The sequence below is a fragment of the Nitrospirota bacterium genome (assembly GCA_040752355.1).
GTDB lineage: Bacteria > Nitrospirota > Thermodesulfovibrionia > Thermodesulfovibrionales > Dissulfurispiraceae > JBFMCP01.
The window spans coordinates 91,380-106,040 of record JBFMHE010000014.1; the positions used below are offsets into that span (position 1 = coordinate 91,380).

At 59.8% G+C, this 14,661-nt stretch carries 15 protein-coding genes; 14 read left to right on the forward strand and 1 reads right to left on the reverse strand.

Annotated features, from left to right (window positions below):
- The first annotated feature begins 137 nt into the window (after positions 1-137).
- The 7 genes from AB1805_11255 to metG all read left to right on the forward strand — a co-directional run bounded on the left by AB1805_11255 (position 138) and on the right by metG (position 6,123).
- The gene (locus AB1805_11255) at positions 138-227 is read left to right on the forward strand and encodes an AURKAIP1/COX24 domain-containing protein (GenBank protein MEW5745998.1); all 90 of its coding nucleotides are present in this window, start codon (positions 138-140) and stop codon (positions 225-227) included.
- 12 nt (positions 228-239) lie between these two features.
- Positions 240-449 carry a hypothetical protein gene (locus AB1805_11260; protein ID MEW5745999.1) on the forward strand — a complete coding sequence of 70 codons (210 nt, stop codon included), beginning with the start codon at positions 240-242 and terminating at the stop codon, positions 447-449.
- A gap of 192 nt (positions 450-641) precedes the next feature.
- Positions 642-1,574, forward strand: a complete 933-nt coding sequence (locus tag AB1805_11265; protein MEW5746000.1) for a hypothetical protein — start codon at positions 642-644, stop codon at positions 1,572-1,574.
- Positions 1,574-2,218 (forward strand): dTMP kinase, encoded by a 645-nt coding sequence (gene tmk, locus AB1805_11270; protein MEW5746001.1) that lies wholly within the window; start codon positions 1,574-1,576, stop codon positions 2,216-2,218. The genes AB1805_11265 and tmk overlap by 1 nt, the downstream gene beginning before the upstream one ends.
- Positions 2,219-2,253: 35 nt before the next feature.
- Positions 2,254-3,207 carry a DNA polymerase III subunit delta' gene (gene holB, locus AB1805_11275; protein MEW5746002.1) on the forward strand — a complete coding sequence of 318 codons (954 nt, stop codon included), beginning with the start codon at positions 2,254-2,256 and terminating at the stop codon, positions 3,205-3,207.
- Between the two features lie 52 nt (positions 3,208-3,259).
- Complete coding sequence (locus AB1805_11280; protein ID MEW5746003.1) at positions 3,260-4,168, forward strand: stage 0 sporulation family protein; 909 nt, start codon at positions 3,260-3,262, stop codon at positions 4,166-4,168.
- Positions 4,165-6,123: a methionine--tRNA ligase gene (metG, locus tag AB1805_11285; GenBank protein ID MEW5746004.1), complete on the forward strand. Its 1,959-nt coding sequence runs from the start codon at positions 4,165-4,167 to the stop codon at positions 6,121-6,123. Before AB1805_11280 ends, metG begins: the two co-directional genes overlap by 4 nt.
- A 149-nt stretch (positions 6,124-6,272) precedes the next feature.
- Here metG and AB1805_11290 read toward each other — a convergent pair whose 3' ends face one another.
- On the reverse strand, positions 6,273-6,482 hold the full coding sequence (locus AB1805_11290; protein MEW5746005.1) for a rhodanese-like domain-containing protein: 210 nt from the start codon (positions 6,480-6,482) through the stop codon (positions 6,273-6,275).
- A gap of 178 nt (positions 6,483-6,660) precedes the next feature.
- Between AB1805_11290 and AB1805_11295 the strand changes: the two genes are divergently transcribed.
- The 7 genes from AB1805_11295 (at position 6,661) to atpE (ending at position 14,300) form a co-directional block, all read left to right on the forward strand.
- Entirely contained in the window at positions 6,661-8,253 is a 1,593-nt protein-coding gene (locus AB1805_11295; GenBank protein ID MEW5746006.1) for a PAS domain S-box protein, read from the forward strand.
- Positions 8,254-8,357: 104 nt separating this feature from the next.
- On the forward strand, positions 8,358-9,050 hold the full coding sequence (gene radC, locus AB1805_11300) for a DNA repair protein RadC (protein ID MEW5746007.1): 693 nt from the start codon (positions 8,358-8,360) through the stop codon (positions 9,048-9,050).
- Between the two features lie 55 nt (positions 9,051-9,105).
- Entirely contained in the window at positions 9,106-10,659 is a 1,554-nt protein-coding gene (purH, locus tag AB1805_11305) for a bifunctional phosphoribosylaminoimidazolecarboxamide formyltransferase/IMP cyclohydrolase (GenBank protein ID MEW5746008.1), read from the forward strand.
- A 157-nt stretch (positions 10,660-10,816) separates the two neighbouring features.
- The gene (gene purD, locus AB1805_11310) at positions 10,817-12,088 is read left to right on the forward strand and encodes a phosphoribosylamine--glycine ligase (protein ID MEW5746009.1); all 1,272 of its coding nucleotides are present in this window, start codon (positions 10,817-10,819) and stop codon (positions 12,086-12,088) included.
- A gap of 83 nt (positions 12,089-12,171) precedes the next feature.
- Positions 12,172-13,071 carry an ARMT1-like domain-containing protein gene (locus AB1805_11315; protein ID MEW5746010.1) on the forward strand — a complete coding sequence of 300 codons (900 nt, stop codon included), beginning with the start codon at positions 12,172-12,174 and terminating at the stop codon, positions 13,069-13,071.
- Between the two features lie 172 nt (positions 13,072-13,243).
- Positions 13,244-13,924: a F0F1 ATP synthase subunit A gene (gene atpB, locus AB1805_11320; GenBank protein MEW5746011.1), complete on the forward strand. Its 681-nt coding sequence runs from the start codon at positions 13,244-13,246 to the stop codon at positions 13,922-13,924.
- A gap of 34 nt (positions 13,925-13,958) precedes the next feature.
- Complete coding sequence (gene atpE, locus AB1805_11325) at positions 13,959-14,300, forward strand: ATP synthase F0 subunit C (protein ID MEW5746012.1); 342 nt, start codon at positions 13,959-13,961, stop codon at positions 14,298-14,300.
- Positions 14,301-14,661 lie beyond the last annotated feature (361 nt).

The window sequence follows — 14,661 nt, forward strand, 5'->3', positions numbered from 1 at the left end:
TAAGAAGTAAGAAGTAAGAAGTAAGAAGTAAGAAGAAGGGGGAGCTTAGGGGAGTTCTTTTATTCTGGCTCCTGTCTTCACTTCCTACTCCTCAGTTCTCATTTTTAACTTATATTCCCGGAAAAGGAGGTGATGGTGTGGGCAGTGTCGTGAAATGGCGCAAGAAGAAAATGCGTAAACACAAGCACAAAAAGCTCCGCAGGCTGACGCGGTCGCAACGGAGATAAGGGGAACCGTCCATGAAGGATATCATTATCTTGCAGGAGAAGATGACGCTGCTGGAGCAAGAGGTGAAGACCCTGACCGACAAGATCAGCACCCTCGAAGCATCGCTGGCCGAGCTGGACGATCTCAAGCTCGAAGTGCGCGGGCTGAAGCTCTTCCTCGGAAGAGTGCATCCCGATTTCATGACCCAGCTCCCCGAGGCCCTCAAGAAGCTGAGCGACTAGCCGACGCGCGTTCTATAGCGTGGGGGGCGGACCGCTCCTCTGCCGTACCCGCAGCGGTTTCCGGTACCGCGTATTTTGCCCTTTTGTTACGGGCATTTGCTATAATAAAAAATGTCTTTCTCCATACCACCGTTCTCGACAACCGGAATAGGCAGCCTGCCCCATACGCGAGCAGAAGATGCCTGCGAGCTCGTGCTCAGATCCTTCGATATACCCTTCTGGCCCCAGCTGCCCCGTCTCTCGTTTCATGAGTCGATGATCGTCCAGTATTCCGAGGGCATGCCCTATCTCCGGATCAACGAGCAGGACCAGGTCGCCTGGGTCATGCGCGACTCGAGCGATGAGCTCGAACGGTTCTATGAATCCTGCTCCGATATGGCCCGGATCGCCATATCGGAAGATTATGCCGCAGGGCTCCACGCCTTCCTGAAGATGATCAGGGGCAGGAGGTTCCCCCTGCTCAAGGGCCATGTCACCGGACCGGTGACCTATACGCTCGGGCTCAAGGATAATTACGGACGGTATGTCTTTTTCGACGAGGAGCTGCGGGAGGTCTCGTCCATGCTGCTCAAGGCGAAGATCCGCTGGCAGGTGGACATGCTGAAGCAGCACGCCGACGGCGTGGTCATCTTTATCGACGAGCCGATCCTTTCGGCGCTGGGGAGCTCCTCGTACCTCGGGGTCGATGCAGGAGAAGCGGAGCGCCTGTTGAAAGACAGCATCAGTGCGGTCGAAGAGGCGGGAGGCATCCCCGGCATCCACTGCTGCGGGAGGGCCGATTGGCCGATGGTCCTCAGGAGCGGCGCCGGGATCGTCAACTTCGACGCCTTCGAATACTTCGACTCCCTCGCCCTGTACCATGACGAGGTCAAGCAGTTCCTCGAGGGCGGAGGATACCTCGCGTGGGGCATGGTCCCCACGTCCGATGCGATCGGCAGCATCGACGATGCGCAGCTGGCGTCGCGCATAAAGGAGCATATCGGGAAGCTGGGCCGCAGTGTTTCCCCCGAGCTGGTCGCGAGCCGCCTGCTCCTGACCCCTTCGTGCGGCACCGGATCCCGCAGCATCGAGGAGACGACGAGGATCTTTCAACTGCTGATGCGCCTGAAAGAGGACGCAGCGTAGTGGCGAGGAGCACGGGCTTATTCATCTCCTTTGAGGGCATCGAGGGGACCGGCAAGACGACGCAGGCGCAGCTCCTCTCCGCGCGCCTTTCCGCCCGGGGGCACCGCACGGTCCTTACCCACGAGCCCGGCGGAACGGTCATCGGCGACCGCGTACGGGAGATCCTGCTTCTTCCCGAGCACAGGGAGATGTCTTCCACCACCGAGCTGCTCCTGTACAACGCCGCGCGGGCGCAGCACCTCGCCGAGCTCATCCTGCCTGCCCTCGAGAGGGGAGACGCGGTCATCACCGACCGGTTTGCCGATTCCACTGTCGCCTACCAGGGCTATGCGCGGGGGATCGACCTGACGCTGATCACGTCTCTCGATGGCATAGCGACAGGAGGGACCAGGCCTGAGCTTACGATCCTCTTCGATCTCGATGTCGAGACCGGCCTCAGAAGGAACCGGGATATCAACAAGGTGGACCGGCTCGAGCTCGAGACGATCGAGTTCCATCGCAGGGTGCGCGAGGGATTTCTGGAGATCGCCCGTGCCGAACCCGGCAGAGTGAAAGTGGTCGATGCCTCCCTTCCGCCCGAGGCGGTCGCGGAGCGGGTATGGGAAATAGTGCAAACCAAATTAAGAGATCAAAATCAGGAATGAGAAACTGAGGAGTTCCTCTATTTTGGATTTTTAATATGGCGCTCAGGCATATCATAGGACAGGAACGCGGGGTAAGGATACTGCTCGGCACGCTGCGGAGAGAAAGGGTCCCGTCGGCCATGCTCATCTCGGGCGACGGAGGGGTCGGCAAGAAGCTCGCGGCCATCACCTACGCGAAGGCGGTCAACTGCCTGCAGCCGGCCGAAGGGGACTGCTGTGATGCCTGCCTCTCCTGCAGGAAGATCGAAGCAGGCATTCACCCCGACGTGACCGTGCTCCTGCCCGAAGGCGAGGAGATCAAGATCGAGACGGTGCGGACGATCGAGGAAGCGCTCTTTCTGAAGCCTTACGAGGCCCGGAAAAAGGTGGTCATCATCGACGATGCCGACCTGATGAACAGCAATGCCGCCAATGCCTTTCTCAAGACGCTCGAGGAGCCGCCCGAGGAGAGCCTCATCCTGCTCCTCTCGCCCAATCCCGACAGGCTTCCGGATACCATAAAATCGCGCTGTACCCAGGTCCGTTTCTATCCCCTGCCGCTCGAGGGAGTCAAAAGGGTGATCGCCGGAACGACGGGGAAGGAGGCTGAAGCTCTGGCGGTGAGACTCTCGATGGGAAGGCCGGGGCTGGCGCTCTCGGGGGACCTGGAAGAAGAGCGGGAGTGGTTCATGAACCTCCTCGACGCCCTGCTGCGCGGCGGATCGAAAGAGGCCTGGGCCGACAGGAATGAAATGAAGACGTGGCTCGACCTGTCATCGGTCTTTCTCAGGGATATGGCGGTGGAGCGGATAACGGGCCGGGAAGAGGATCTCCTCTACGGCAGCAGCCGCTACCGGCTTTCCCGGCAGACGGATATCGGGGCGGTCTTCGAGGCCTACCGGCATCTGCAGCGGCTGCGCGGGCTTCTTGATTTTAATCTCAACAAATCAATATCATGGAATTATGCGGCGCAGATCGTGAGGCCGTTGCTGGCGCGCAGCTCATCGTGAGACGGCGCCTCCCAGCCAAAGGTGGAGAGCGCTGCGCATGCATGGAGGATACATGCCGGATGTCGTGGGAGTAAGGTTCAGACGCTGCGGGAAGATCTATGACTTCGAGGTCGATCCGCTCGACGTGAAAGAAGGCGACCCCGTCATCGTCGAGTCCGATTTCGGCCTCAGCATCGGGACGGTGGTACGGCCGCGGCGTACGGTCGGGGCATCCGAGCGGGAGCTGAAGAAGGTGATCAGGCGGGCCTCCGAGGAGGATTTCAAAGCCAGAGAGGATAATAAGAGGATCGAGAGGGATGCGCGGGCCTTCTGCCTGGAGCGTATCATGGCGCGGGGGCTGCCGATGAAGCTGGTCGGCGCCGAGGCGACCCTCGACCGTAAACGGATCGTCTTTTACTTCACCGCCGACGGGAGAATCGACTTCAGGGAACTGGTGAAGGACCTGGCGGCGAAGTTCAAGACGAGGATCGAGATGCGGCAGATCGGCGTCCGGGACGAGGCGAAGATCGTGGGGGGCATCGGGATCTGCGGCAGGGAGCTCTGCTGCAACACCTTCCTCGCCACCTTCGACCCGGTCTCGATAAAGATGGCGAAGAAGCAGGAGCTGGTCCTCAACGTCGGCAAGCTTTCGGGACTCTGCAGCAGGCTGATGTGCTGTCTCCGTTATGAGTACGACGGCGACCTGGGGAACATCGCTTCGGATGACGATATCCCGATCGGCGGGGACGATATCCCGATCGAGGTGATCGAAGAAAAGATTACGGCGACGCCTGCCCGGAGAGAGCACCCCCGGAGAATGCATCCCCGGGAGACAAAACCGGCGCGCAGGGAGCCGATAAGGGAAGCGGCCCCGGAAGCGCTCGTCCCTACCGAGGCTGCTCCCGCATCAGCTGAGCGGGCGCCGGAGCAGCAGGAGAAGCGGCGGCCTGGCCGGCACAAAAGGAAGCGGTTCAGGCGATGAGCAGCGGGAAGTATTATGTTACGACGCCGATCTACTACGTCAATGATATCCCGCACATAGGGCACGCCTATACCACCATTGCCGCCGATGTCCTCGCACGGTATCATCGCCTGAGGGGCGATGCCGTCTTCTTCCTCACCGGAACGGATGAGCACGGGCAGAAGGTCGAGAAAGCGGCAAAGGACCGGGGCAAAACGCCCAAAGAGCATGCCGACAGCATGGTCCCCAACTTCAAGGACCTCTGGGCCACGCTGAATATCTCGAACGACGCCTTCATACGCACTACCGATCCGGAGCACGTCAGGACCGTGCAGGGCCTCATGCAGAAGCTCTTCGATACCGGCGAAATAGAGAAGCGCGGGTATTCGGGATGGTACTGTGTCCCCGACGAGCGGTTCTGGACCGAAAAAGATCTCGTCGAAGGCAACTGCCCCGACTGCGGCAGGCCGGTCGAGCATATCCACGAGGAGAACTATTTTTTCCTCATGTCCAAATACCAGGACCGGCTGGTAAAGCATATCGAGGACAATCCCGAATATATTCTTCCCGAGACCCGCAGGAACGAGGTGCTCGGCTTCCTGCGGCATAATCCTCTGGGCGACCTCTGCATCTCGCGGCCGAAGGCGCGGCTCGCCTGGGGCATTCCGCTTCCCTTCGACGGCAGCTTCGTCACCTATGTCTGGTTCGATGCGCTGGTAAATTACTATTCCGCTACGGAGTATCTCGCCCCCCGGGGGGTGGCGTGGTGGCCTGCTGACCACCACCTCATCGGGAAGGACATCCTCACGACGCACGCCGTCTACTGGTCGGCCATGCTCATGGCCCTGGAGCTCCCCTTGCCGGGCGCCATCTTCGCGCACGGCTGGTGGACCGTCGAGGGGAAGAAGATGTCCAAGTCCGTAGGAAATGTGGTCGATCCCAATGCGATGGCGGACAAATACGGCGTGGATGCCTTCCGGTATTTTCTTTTCCGGGAGGTGACTTTCGGCCTCGACGGCGATTTCTCGGAAGAGGCCCTCATCCGCCGCATCAACACCGACCTCGCCAATGACCTCGGCAATCTCCTGAGCAGGTTTCTCACTATGGCGGAAAAGTATTTCAGCGGCGACATCGAAGTAATCGTCAGCAATCAAGTGAACGACTTCGGAAAAGTCTGCATCGATGCGAACCGTAAAGCGCATGAGCAGGAGCTCTGGTCGCGCCTGCAGTTCTATCATATCCTCGAGAACATCTGGAGTATGATCGGGGAGGCGAACAACTATATCGCCCGGAAAGAGCCGTGGAAGCTCGCCAAGAGTGATTCTGAAGAACTGAAGCAGGTGATATCCGATCTCTGGAACGCGCTGCGGCTGACCGCTCTTTCGCTGTATCCCTTCATGCCTGCGACGGCTGAAAAGATGTGGCAGCAGCTCGGCCTGAAGTCGCTGGTCGAAGAGGTAAGGCAAAGCGGCGGAGAAGAAAGCGTCAGGGGAGTTTTCGAGTGGGCATGGAGGCCGCCATACGCGGTGAAGGTCGCCAAGGGAGAGCAGCTCTTCCCGAGAATCGAAAAACCGGAAAAGACGATAGCAGAGAAGGCCCCGAAGGCAGAGAAGAAAAAGGAGAAGCCTGCGATGACCGAACAGGGTGTTGTCGAGTTGATAGGCATAGAGGACTTTGCGAAGGTCCAGTTGAAGGTCGGCCTCGTCGTCAGCGCCGAGCGGGTCGAGAAGTCGGAGAAGCTGATCAGGATGAAGGTCGATACCGGCGAGGAGCGCCAGGTCGTGGCGGGCATCGGCAAGGCATACGACCCCGCATACCTCATCGGCAAGAAGATCGTCGTCGTGGCGAACCTCAGGCCCGCGAAGCTGATGGGTATAGAGTCGCAGGGGATGCTCCTGGCTGCAACGGATGACGAGGGCACGCTCTCGATACTCGGCCTCGACCGGGACGTGAAGCAGGGCGCCCGGGTGAAGTAGACCGGGATCTACCGGTTCCCCGTGGCTTCGAGCGGATAGTCCGCCTTACGCCACTCGCCGTAGCCGCCTTTGAGGGCGGCTGTGTTGGTAAAACCCTTCTCGATAAGCCTGCCTGCCGCACGGGCGCTGGTATGCTCGTCTTTTCACGTTCAATAGACGACGATCGGCGCGCTTTTATCCAGCGAGCCCACCGCGGCCATGAGCGCCTGCTCGTCATCAGGGTCGACGTAGACCGCGCCCTTTATTTTCCAGGGGCTGGTGCGGTAAGCGGCGGGCTGGCGCACATCGATGATCGTGACCTGCTCGTTCCGGTCCATCAAGGCCTTCAGCTCATCGACGGTCTTTCTCGGCACTTCCATACCAAGAGCTCCTCGCAAACAAGTATCCAGAGGCGACAGGCCTCTCTTAAGGCAGTATACCACGTTTACGGCACGTCCCGGCTGTGCGCTCCTTCTTCCGGCTTCCGGCGCGGCAGGTATTCGCTGCACGCTGCGCTGTAGCGGCCCGTTTTTATACAGTATATAATAATAGTGAACCATGGGCATAACGGAAAGAGAGAGAATCGAAGAGCTTCCGTCCGAGTCCGAGCAGCTCCGCCGGCGCATCATGGAGCTCGAGGCGGAGTGCGCGCGCATAAAAGGCATCGTCCAGCAGAGCGAGATACGGTACCGCACCCTTTTCGAGGATTCCCGCGATGCCGTCTATGTCACCTCCCGTGAGGGAGAGGTTATCGACATGAACCGGGCTGGCCTCGAGCTTTTCGGGTACTCCAGGGAGGAGCTGATCGGAAGGGATATCCGCGAGCTGTATGTTGATCCAAAGGACCGGGAATGGTTTCAGCAGGAGATAGAGCGGACGGGCTCCGTCAAGGACTACGAAATGCGGTTCAAGAGAAAGGACGGCACGGAGCTCTACTGCCTCATGACCTCCTCGCTGCGCCGCACGCAGGACGGTGCGATCCTGGGATACCAGGGGATCATGCGCGATGTGACGGAGCGGAGGCGGGAGGTCGAGGCGCTGCGGCAGTCGGAAGAGAAGTTCTCGACCGTCTTTCATTCGAGTCCCGACTGGATCGCCATCAGCACGCTCGAGGACGGCCGCCTCATCGATGTGAACGAGGCCTTCCTCCGCATCACCGGCTACCGCCGGGAAGAGGTCATCGGCAAGACCTCGGCGGAGCTGAAGCTCTGGGTCAATCCTGCCGAGCGCGCCGAGGTGGTCAGGATACTGAGGGAGCAGGGAAAGCTGAGGGACCATGAGGTCAAGTTCCGGATGAAGAACGGAGAGGTCCGCACCATGCTCCGGTCCGCGGAGCTGATAGAGCGGGGAGGCGAATCCTTCATCATCAACATCTCCCGCGACATTACCGAGCGCAAGCGGACCGAGGAGGAGATCAGGAAGCTCAATGCCGAGCTCCAGCAGCGGGTTGCGGAGCTGGTCGATGCGAACAGGGAGCTCGACGCCTTCAGCTACTCCGTGTCGCACGATCTGCGGGTGCCGCTCATCGTGATCGGGGGCTATGCCCGCAGGCTGCTCAAGCGGTACGCGGGAGCGCTCGATGAGCAGGGAAGAGAGGTGCTGCAGGTTATACAGGCCAATGTGGGCAAGATGGAAGCGCTCATCGACGACCTCCTCGCTTTTTCCCGTTCGGGCCGCAAGCAGCTGACCCGGAGCGAGATCGATATGGAGGCGATGGTGCGGGAGGTCTTCGATGAGGTCAAGGCATTGGAGCCGAAGAGGACGGTGCGGTTGAAGACCGGAGCGCTGCTTCCCCTCTTCGCCGACCCCGCGCTGATGAGGCAGGTGGTGGTGAACCTCATTTCGAACGCCTTCAAGTTCACCAGGACGCGGGAGGTCGCCGAGATCGAGATAGGCAGCCTGCTGGAGGGGAATACGGTCCTCTACTTCATCAAGGACAACGGCGTCGGCTTCGATATGCGCCATGCAGCCAGGCTCTTCGATGTCTTTCAGCGGGTGCATGCCGAGGAGGGGTTCGAGGGCACCGGCATCGGGCTCTCGATCGTCAAGCGCATCATCAATCGCCACGGCGGCCAGATATGGGCCGAGGGCGAGCCCGGAAAGGGCGCGGTCTTCTCCTTTACCCTCCCCTGGAAAGAGATACCCGTGTAACCTCCCTGTCTCCTCCTATCTCCTTGCGACAGCTCCGATATTTCCTTTTCGAAAAGCGCTGTGGTATAGTTTCTGTTCAAGGAAAAGGAAGGAGGTGGAGCAGCATGGCGGGACTGAATCAGCGGAAAGTCAGGGACTGGCCCGAAAACGAGCGGCCCCGCGAGAGGCTCGTGAAGTACGGCGCCGAGCACCTCTCCGACGCCCAGCTGCTCGCCATCATCCTGAGGACCGGCGGCAACGGCAAGGGGGTCATGGACCTCTCGCGGACGCTGCTCGAGACGTTCCGGGACCTCCGCGCGATCGACAGCGCTTCCACTACCGAGCTCGCCTCGCTCAAGGGGCTCGGGACCGCCAAGATAGCCCAGATCAAGGCAGCCTTCGAGCTCGGCAAGCGTCTCATGAGCGGGTCGTTCGAAGGGAAACCGGTCTTCTCCTCCAGCCACGCCGTCTACACGTATTTCGCCCCGCGCTTCAGGAGCGTGAGGAAAGAGCTGCTGATCGCGCTGCTCCTGGATACGAAGAACCGCCTCCTGCGGGAGTGCAAGATATCGGAAGGCACCCTCACCAATTCGCTCATTCATCCCCGGGAGGCCTTCCGCGAGGCGATAAAGGAGTCCGCGGCAGCGGTGATCTTCGTGCACAACCATCCCAGCGGCGACCCTGCGCCGAGCCGGGACGACCTCCAGGTGACCGAGCGCCTGAAAGGCGCGGGAGAAATTATCGGCATCGGGGTGCTCGACCACGTGATCATCGGAGACGGCCGGTACGTGAGCCTCAAGGAGAAGGGGGCGGTGTGATACAATGTCGGGTGATCATTATAAGATAATTATTGCGTATTAAGGAGGAACGGGTATGATCAAGAGGGCGCTGATGAGCGTATCGGATAAACGCGGCGTGGTCGCGTTCGCACAGGAGTTGTCGGCGAGGGGGGTCGAGATCCTCTCGACAGGCGGCACCGCCAAGTCCCTCCGCGATGCCGGCGTGCCGGTCATAGAGGTGTCGGACTACACGGGGTTCCCCGAAATGCTCGACGGCCGGTTGAAGACGCTCCACCCGAAGATCCACGGCGGCCTCCTTTCCCGCCGGGGCAATCCCAAGGACATGGAAGACATACGGAAGCACGGCATACAGACCATCGATATGGTCGTCGTCAACCTCTATCCTTTCGAGCAGACCGTCGCCAAGCCGGACGTCACCTTCGAAGAGGCGATCGAGAACATCGATATAGGCGGCCCCACCATGCTCAGGGCCGCCTCGAAGAACTTCCAGGACGTGGCAGTGGTCGTCGACCCCGACGACTACCCGAAACTGCTCGAGGAGATGCGGGCCTCGAACGGCGGCGTGAGCAGGGAAACGAAGCTCGCCCTCGCAAAGAAGGTATTCAGCCATACTGCCCGCTACGACACGCTCATCGCCGAGTATCTCACCGGCATTACCGAAAAGGAGCCGTCCTTCCCCGCGTATTACACCACCTCGCTCAAAAAGGTAGCCGATCTGCGGTACGGCGAAAACCCCCAGCAGAAGGCGGCGATCTACAAGGAGCGGACCGCGGGGCTCTCCCTCCCCGATGCAAAGGTGCTTCAGGGAAAGGAGATGTCCTTCAATAATTATCTCGATGCGCACTCGGCGCTCATGCTCGCGCTCGAATTCGATAAAAAGGTATGCGCCATCATAAAGCATAACAACCCCTGCGGCGTCGCCACGGGCGAGACCGTGGCCGAGGCGTACAAAAAGGCCGAAAAAGCCGACCCTGTCTCGGCTTTCGGCGGAGTAGTCGCCTTCAATACCGAGGTGGACGGCGCAGCGGCCAAGGAAATGGCGGAGCTCTTCCTCGAGGTGGTGATCGCGCCCTCCTTCACGAAAGAGGCGCTCGAGGTCTTCGCCAGGAAGCCGAATATCAGGCTGCTCGCGCTTCCCGAGATGCTCTCGCCGGAAAAACGGAAAGCGGCATCGTGGGATATCAAGAGGATCGCCGGGGGCCTGCTCCTCCAGGGATGGGACTATTCCGCCGAGGAGGTGATGGCGCTGAAGGCGGTCACCAGGCGCCAGCCTACGAACGATGAGCTCGAGGCGCTCTCCTTTGCGTGGAAGGTCTGCAAGCATGTAAAATCGAATGCGATCGTCTATGCCTTCAAGGACAGGACCGCAGGCATCGGCATCGGCCAGACGAAGCGCGTCTACTCGGCGCGGATAGGGGCGATGAACGCCGGCGAGCCGATCAAGGGGTCCGTCGCCGCCTCGGACGGCTTCTTCCCCTTCAGGGATGGCATCGAGGTGCTCCACGAGATGGGGGTTACCGCTGTAGTGCAGCCGGGCGGCTCGGTGAAGGACCCCGACGTCATCGCTGCGGCGGACGAATTCGACATGGCGATGATCATTACCGGCGTGAGGCATTTCAGACACTGAAAGACCGTTACGCGTAATCCGTAACGCGTGACGGGTTAAGAATTACAACAATAAATTCAGGGATCTGCTTTACTCATTACAGATTGTGCACTACGATCTTTGTGTAGTTACTCGTTACGCGTAATCCGTAACGCGTGACGGTCTTTAAGGAGGATTTATGAAGGTTCTTGTTATCGGCGGAGGAGGAAGGGAGCATGCCCTTGTCTGGAAGCTGGCGCAGTCGAAGCACGTTGACAAGGTATACTGCGCTCCCGGCAACGCCGGCATCGCCGAGATAGCCGAGTGCATCGACATCAGCCCCGACGACTTCGACGAGCTGGTGAATTTCGTCCGGTACGAATGGATCGACCTCACCATCGTCGGTCCCGAGGACCCGCTCTCGAAGGGCATTGTGGACGCCTTCGAAAAAGAGGGCAGGAGGATCGTCGGCCCGACCAGGGCGGCGGCGCAGCTCGAATCGAGCAAGGTCTTCTCGAAGGAGTTCATGAAGCGCCACCGCATACCGACCGCGGAATACAAGGTGTTCACCTCCTATCTCCATGCAGTGGACCATGTGCGCCTGAAGGGCGCGCCGATCGTGGTGAAGGCCGACGGCCTCGCTGCGGGCAAAGGGGTCATCGTCGCCTCTACTGTGGACGAGGCGATCGATGCGCTCGAGCGGATCATGAAGCACAAGGAGTTCGGCGCTGCCGGGGACCGGGTCGTTGTCGAGAGCTGCCTCCGGGGCGAAGAGGCCTCCTTCATGGTCTTCACCGACGGCAAGACGATCGTCCCTATGGTGAGCTCCCAGGACCATAAACGGGTATTCGACCAGGACAAGGGGCCGAATACCGGCGGCATGGGCGCCTACAGCCCTGCGCCGGTGGTGACCCCCGAGCTCGAGCGCGTGGTTATGGAGACGATCATGCAGCCGACCATCGACGGGCTCAGGGCAGAAGGCATCCCGTATAAGGGAATCCTCTACGCAGGGCTCATGATCGACAACGGCAGACCCTCGGTGCTCGAGTTCAATTGCAGGCTGGGCGATCCCGAGACGCAGCCCATCCTCGCGCGGCTCGAGACCGACCTGGTGGACATCTCGTTCGCCATGACCGACGGGAGGCTGGCCGATACCGAGGTCGTGTGGAAGCCGGACGCCTCGGTCTGCGTCGTGCTCGCTTCGGGCGGCTATCCCGGCAGCTACGAAAAGGGCAAGGTCATCAGGGGCCTCGATGAGGCGGGCAAGATCGATGATGTCGTGGTCTTCCATGCGGGAACGGCCTTCAGCAACGGCGATATCGTCACGAACGGCGGCAGGGTGCTCGGCGTTACGGCGACCGGCAGGGACATCAGGGCAGCGAAGGCCCGGGCCTATGAGGCAGTCGAAAAGATCCACTTTGACGGTATGCACTACCGGAAAGATATCGCCGACAGGGCACTGAACAGGTGAAGTCCTGAATCCCGAGCACGAAATTCTGAACAGAGTTGAGACTGTTTCGGATTTAGAGATTCGAATTTCGAGTTTATATTTTTATGAAGGTTCACCTCGACTGTTTCCCCTGCTTTTATAGACAGGCCGTTATCGCGGCCCGGCTCGGCACGAAGGACGCCGCCCTGCAGGAGGCGTTGCTGACGGGGGTCGCCGATGAGATCAAGGCGACCGATTTTTCGCGGTCTCCTGCCTATTCGACGACGTTCCTCCACCGGAAGATCCGGCAGATACTCGGCAGGGACCCCTTCGAGGAGATCAAGGCGGAATACAACCGGATCGCCCTGGGCCTGTATCCGGAGCTCAGCGCGAGGGTGCGGGAGAGCGCCGACCCCCTCTGGACCGCCTGCCGGCTCGCGATCGCCGGCAATATCATCGACTTCGGCATCTTTACGTCTGTCGATATCGCCGGGACGATCGATAGGGCGCTGCACCATCCTCTTACGATCGACGAATATCCCTTGTTCAAAGAGGCCCTCGCCCGGCACGAGGACATCCTCTACCTCCTCGATAATGCCGGCGAGATCGTCTTCGACCGGATCCTCATAGAGGCGCTCCTCGAGGCGGGGAAGAGGGTTGCCGTTGTCGCGAAGGGCTCGCCGGTGCTGAACGACGCGACGATGGAGGATGCACGGGAGGCGGGGCTCACCGGCATCACGGAGGTCATCGACAACGGCTCCGACTGCATCGGCACCATACTCGAAATGACCTCCCTCGGCTTCAACCGGGCGTTTGCCGGTGCGCGCCTGGTCATCAGCAAGGGGCAGGGCAACTTCGAGACCCTCTGGGATACGCCGCCGCAGCTCCTGGCGGTCCCTCCGGAGGGTGACCGGCGCCTCTTCTTCCTCTTCCAGTCGAAATGCGACGTGGTGGCAGCGGCGCTCGGCCTCGCCCGGGGCTCCATGCTCCTGCTCTCCGCAGAGACCCTTTTCAAAGGACTTTGATACCCCCCTCGAACGCCGATTACTAACGCTTATACGACAATAAAAAATCTTAACTGCCGAAACATTGACATTTAATTCTCGTTGAATTTAAGATAGCAGATACAGTCGAATTAATGCTGGAAAAGCCCCGTTGTTACCGGCTCCTGCATTACCGAACAAAAGGAGGACCGCCGTGGCAGAACCACCAGTCTTTTTGCATATGCTGTTGCCGAACATCCCTCCGTATGTTTCCTATTCATGGCTCGCCATGCTCATCCTGATCGGGGCGGCGCTCGCCGTCAGGAACAAGATCAGCCTCGTCCCGGCAGGGCTTCAGAACTTTCTGGAGACCATCGCGGAGTTTTCCCTCTCGCTCTCGAACTCGACGATCGGCCACCACTGGGGCGACAAGTTCTATCCGCTGATCGGCACGCTGCTGCTGTATATCGGCCTCAGCAACTTCATGGGCCTCATTCCGGGCTTCGAGTCGCCGACGAGCAATATCAATATGACGGCGTCGATGGCGATCCCCGTCTTCCTCGCGACGCACTACTACGGCGTAAAAGTCCACGGTGTAAAATATTTCAACCATTTCCTCGGGCCGATCAGGTCCGTGTATGCGCTGCCCCTGATGATCCTGATGTTCTTTATCGAGCTCATCGGCCACCTGGTGCGGCCCATCACCCTTTCCGTTCGGCTCTTCGGCAACATGATAGCGAAGCATATGATCCTCGTGATCCTCGCTATCCTTGCCCCGGCCATTGTCCCGGTGGTCATTCTCGGTCTCGGCGTGCTGGTCAGCGTCATACAGGCATACGTCTTCATTCTTCTTACCTGTCTGTATCTCGCCGGCGCGGTCGAGGAAGCGCACTGATATACATATTCTCGAAGAAAGGAGGAAGACGCAGATGAAAAAGTTTTTCGCACTGATGGTGGTAACGCTCCTTGCCCTTGCCCTCGTCGCTCCGGCATTCGCCGAAGAGGCGGCTGCAGCGGGCGGTGCAAAGCCGAGCTATAACGGCATGATCGTCCTCGGTCTCGGTCTCGCTATCGGCCTCGCCGCCCTCGGGACCGGCATCGGCCAGGGCCTCGGCCTGAAGGGTGCAGCAGAGGGAGTCGCAAGAAACCCCGGCGCATCGGGCAAGATCACGACGACGCTCATTATCGGTCTCGCGATGATCGAGTCTCTCGCCATTTATGCTCTTGTTGTCGTTCTTATCGTGCTTTTCGTCAATCCTCTCGGATTTTAATTTTCTCCATACCCTTACTAAGAGAGGCGGGGACTCCACTGCGGAGTCCCCTTTTTATTGGTGCGCCCGTCAGAGCGCACTCACTCGGCTGATGTCGCCGGAAGGCGGTGTGAGGGATGGACAGAAATCAGCAGAGGGTATAGTAGTCCGCCTGAGGTGGACGAAGGACCGAACCTGTCATACTGCTTTAGACCGAATCTCTGACTGTATTGGGCAGATGCCTCGCAAGAGGGCCTGAAGCCGGAAGTAGCGGACGGAATCCGCAAGGTATGGCTGGGTGCTTATATTACAACAGGCGAAGAGGCAATAACAGAGCGAGCTGACAGGAACCGCCGTATGCCGAACGGCACGTACGGTGGGG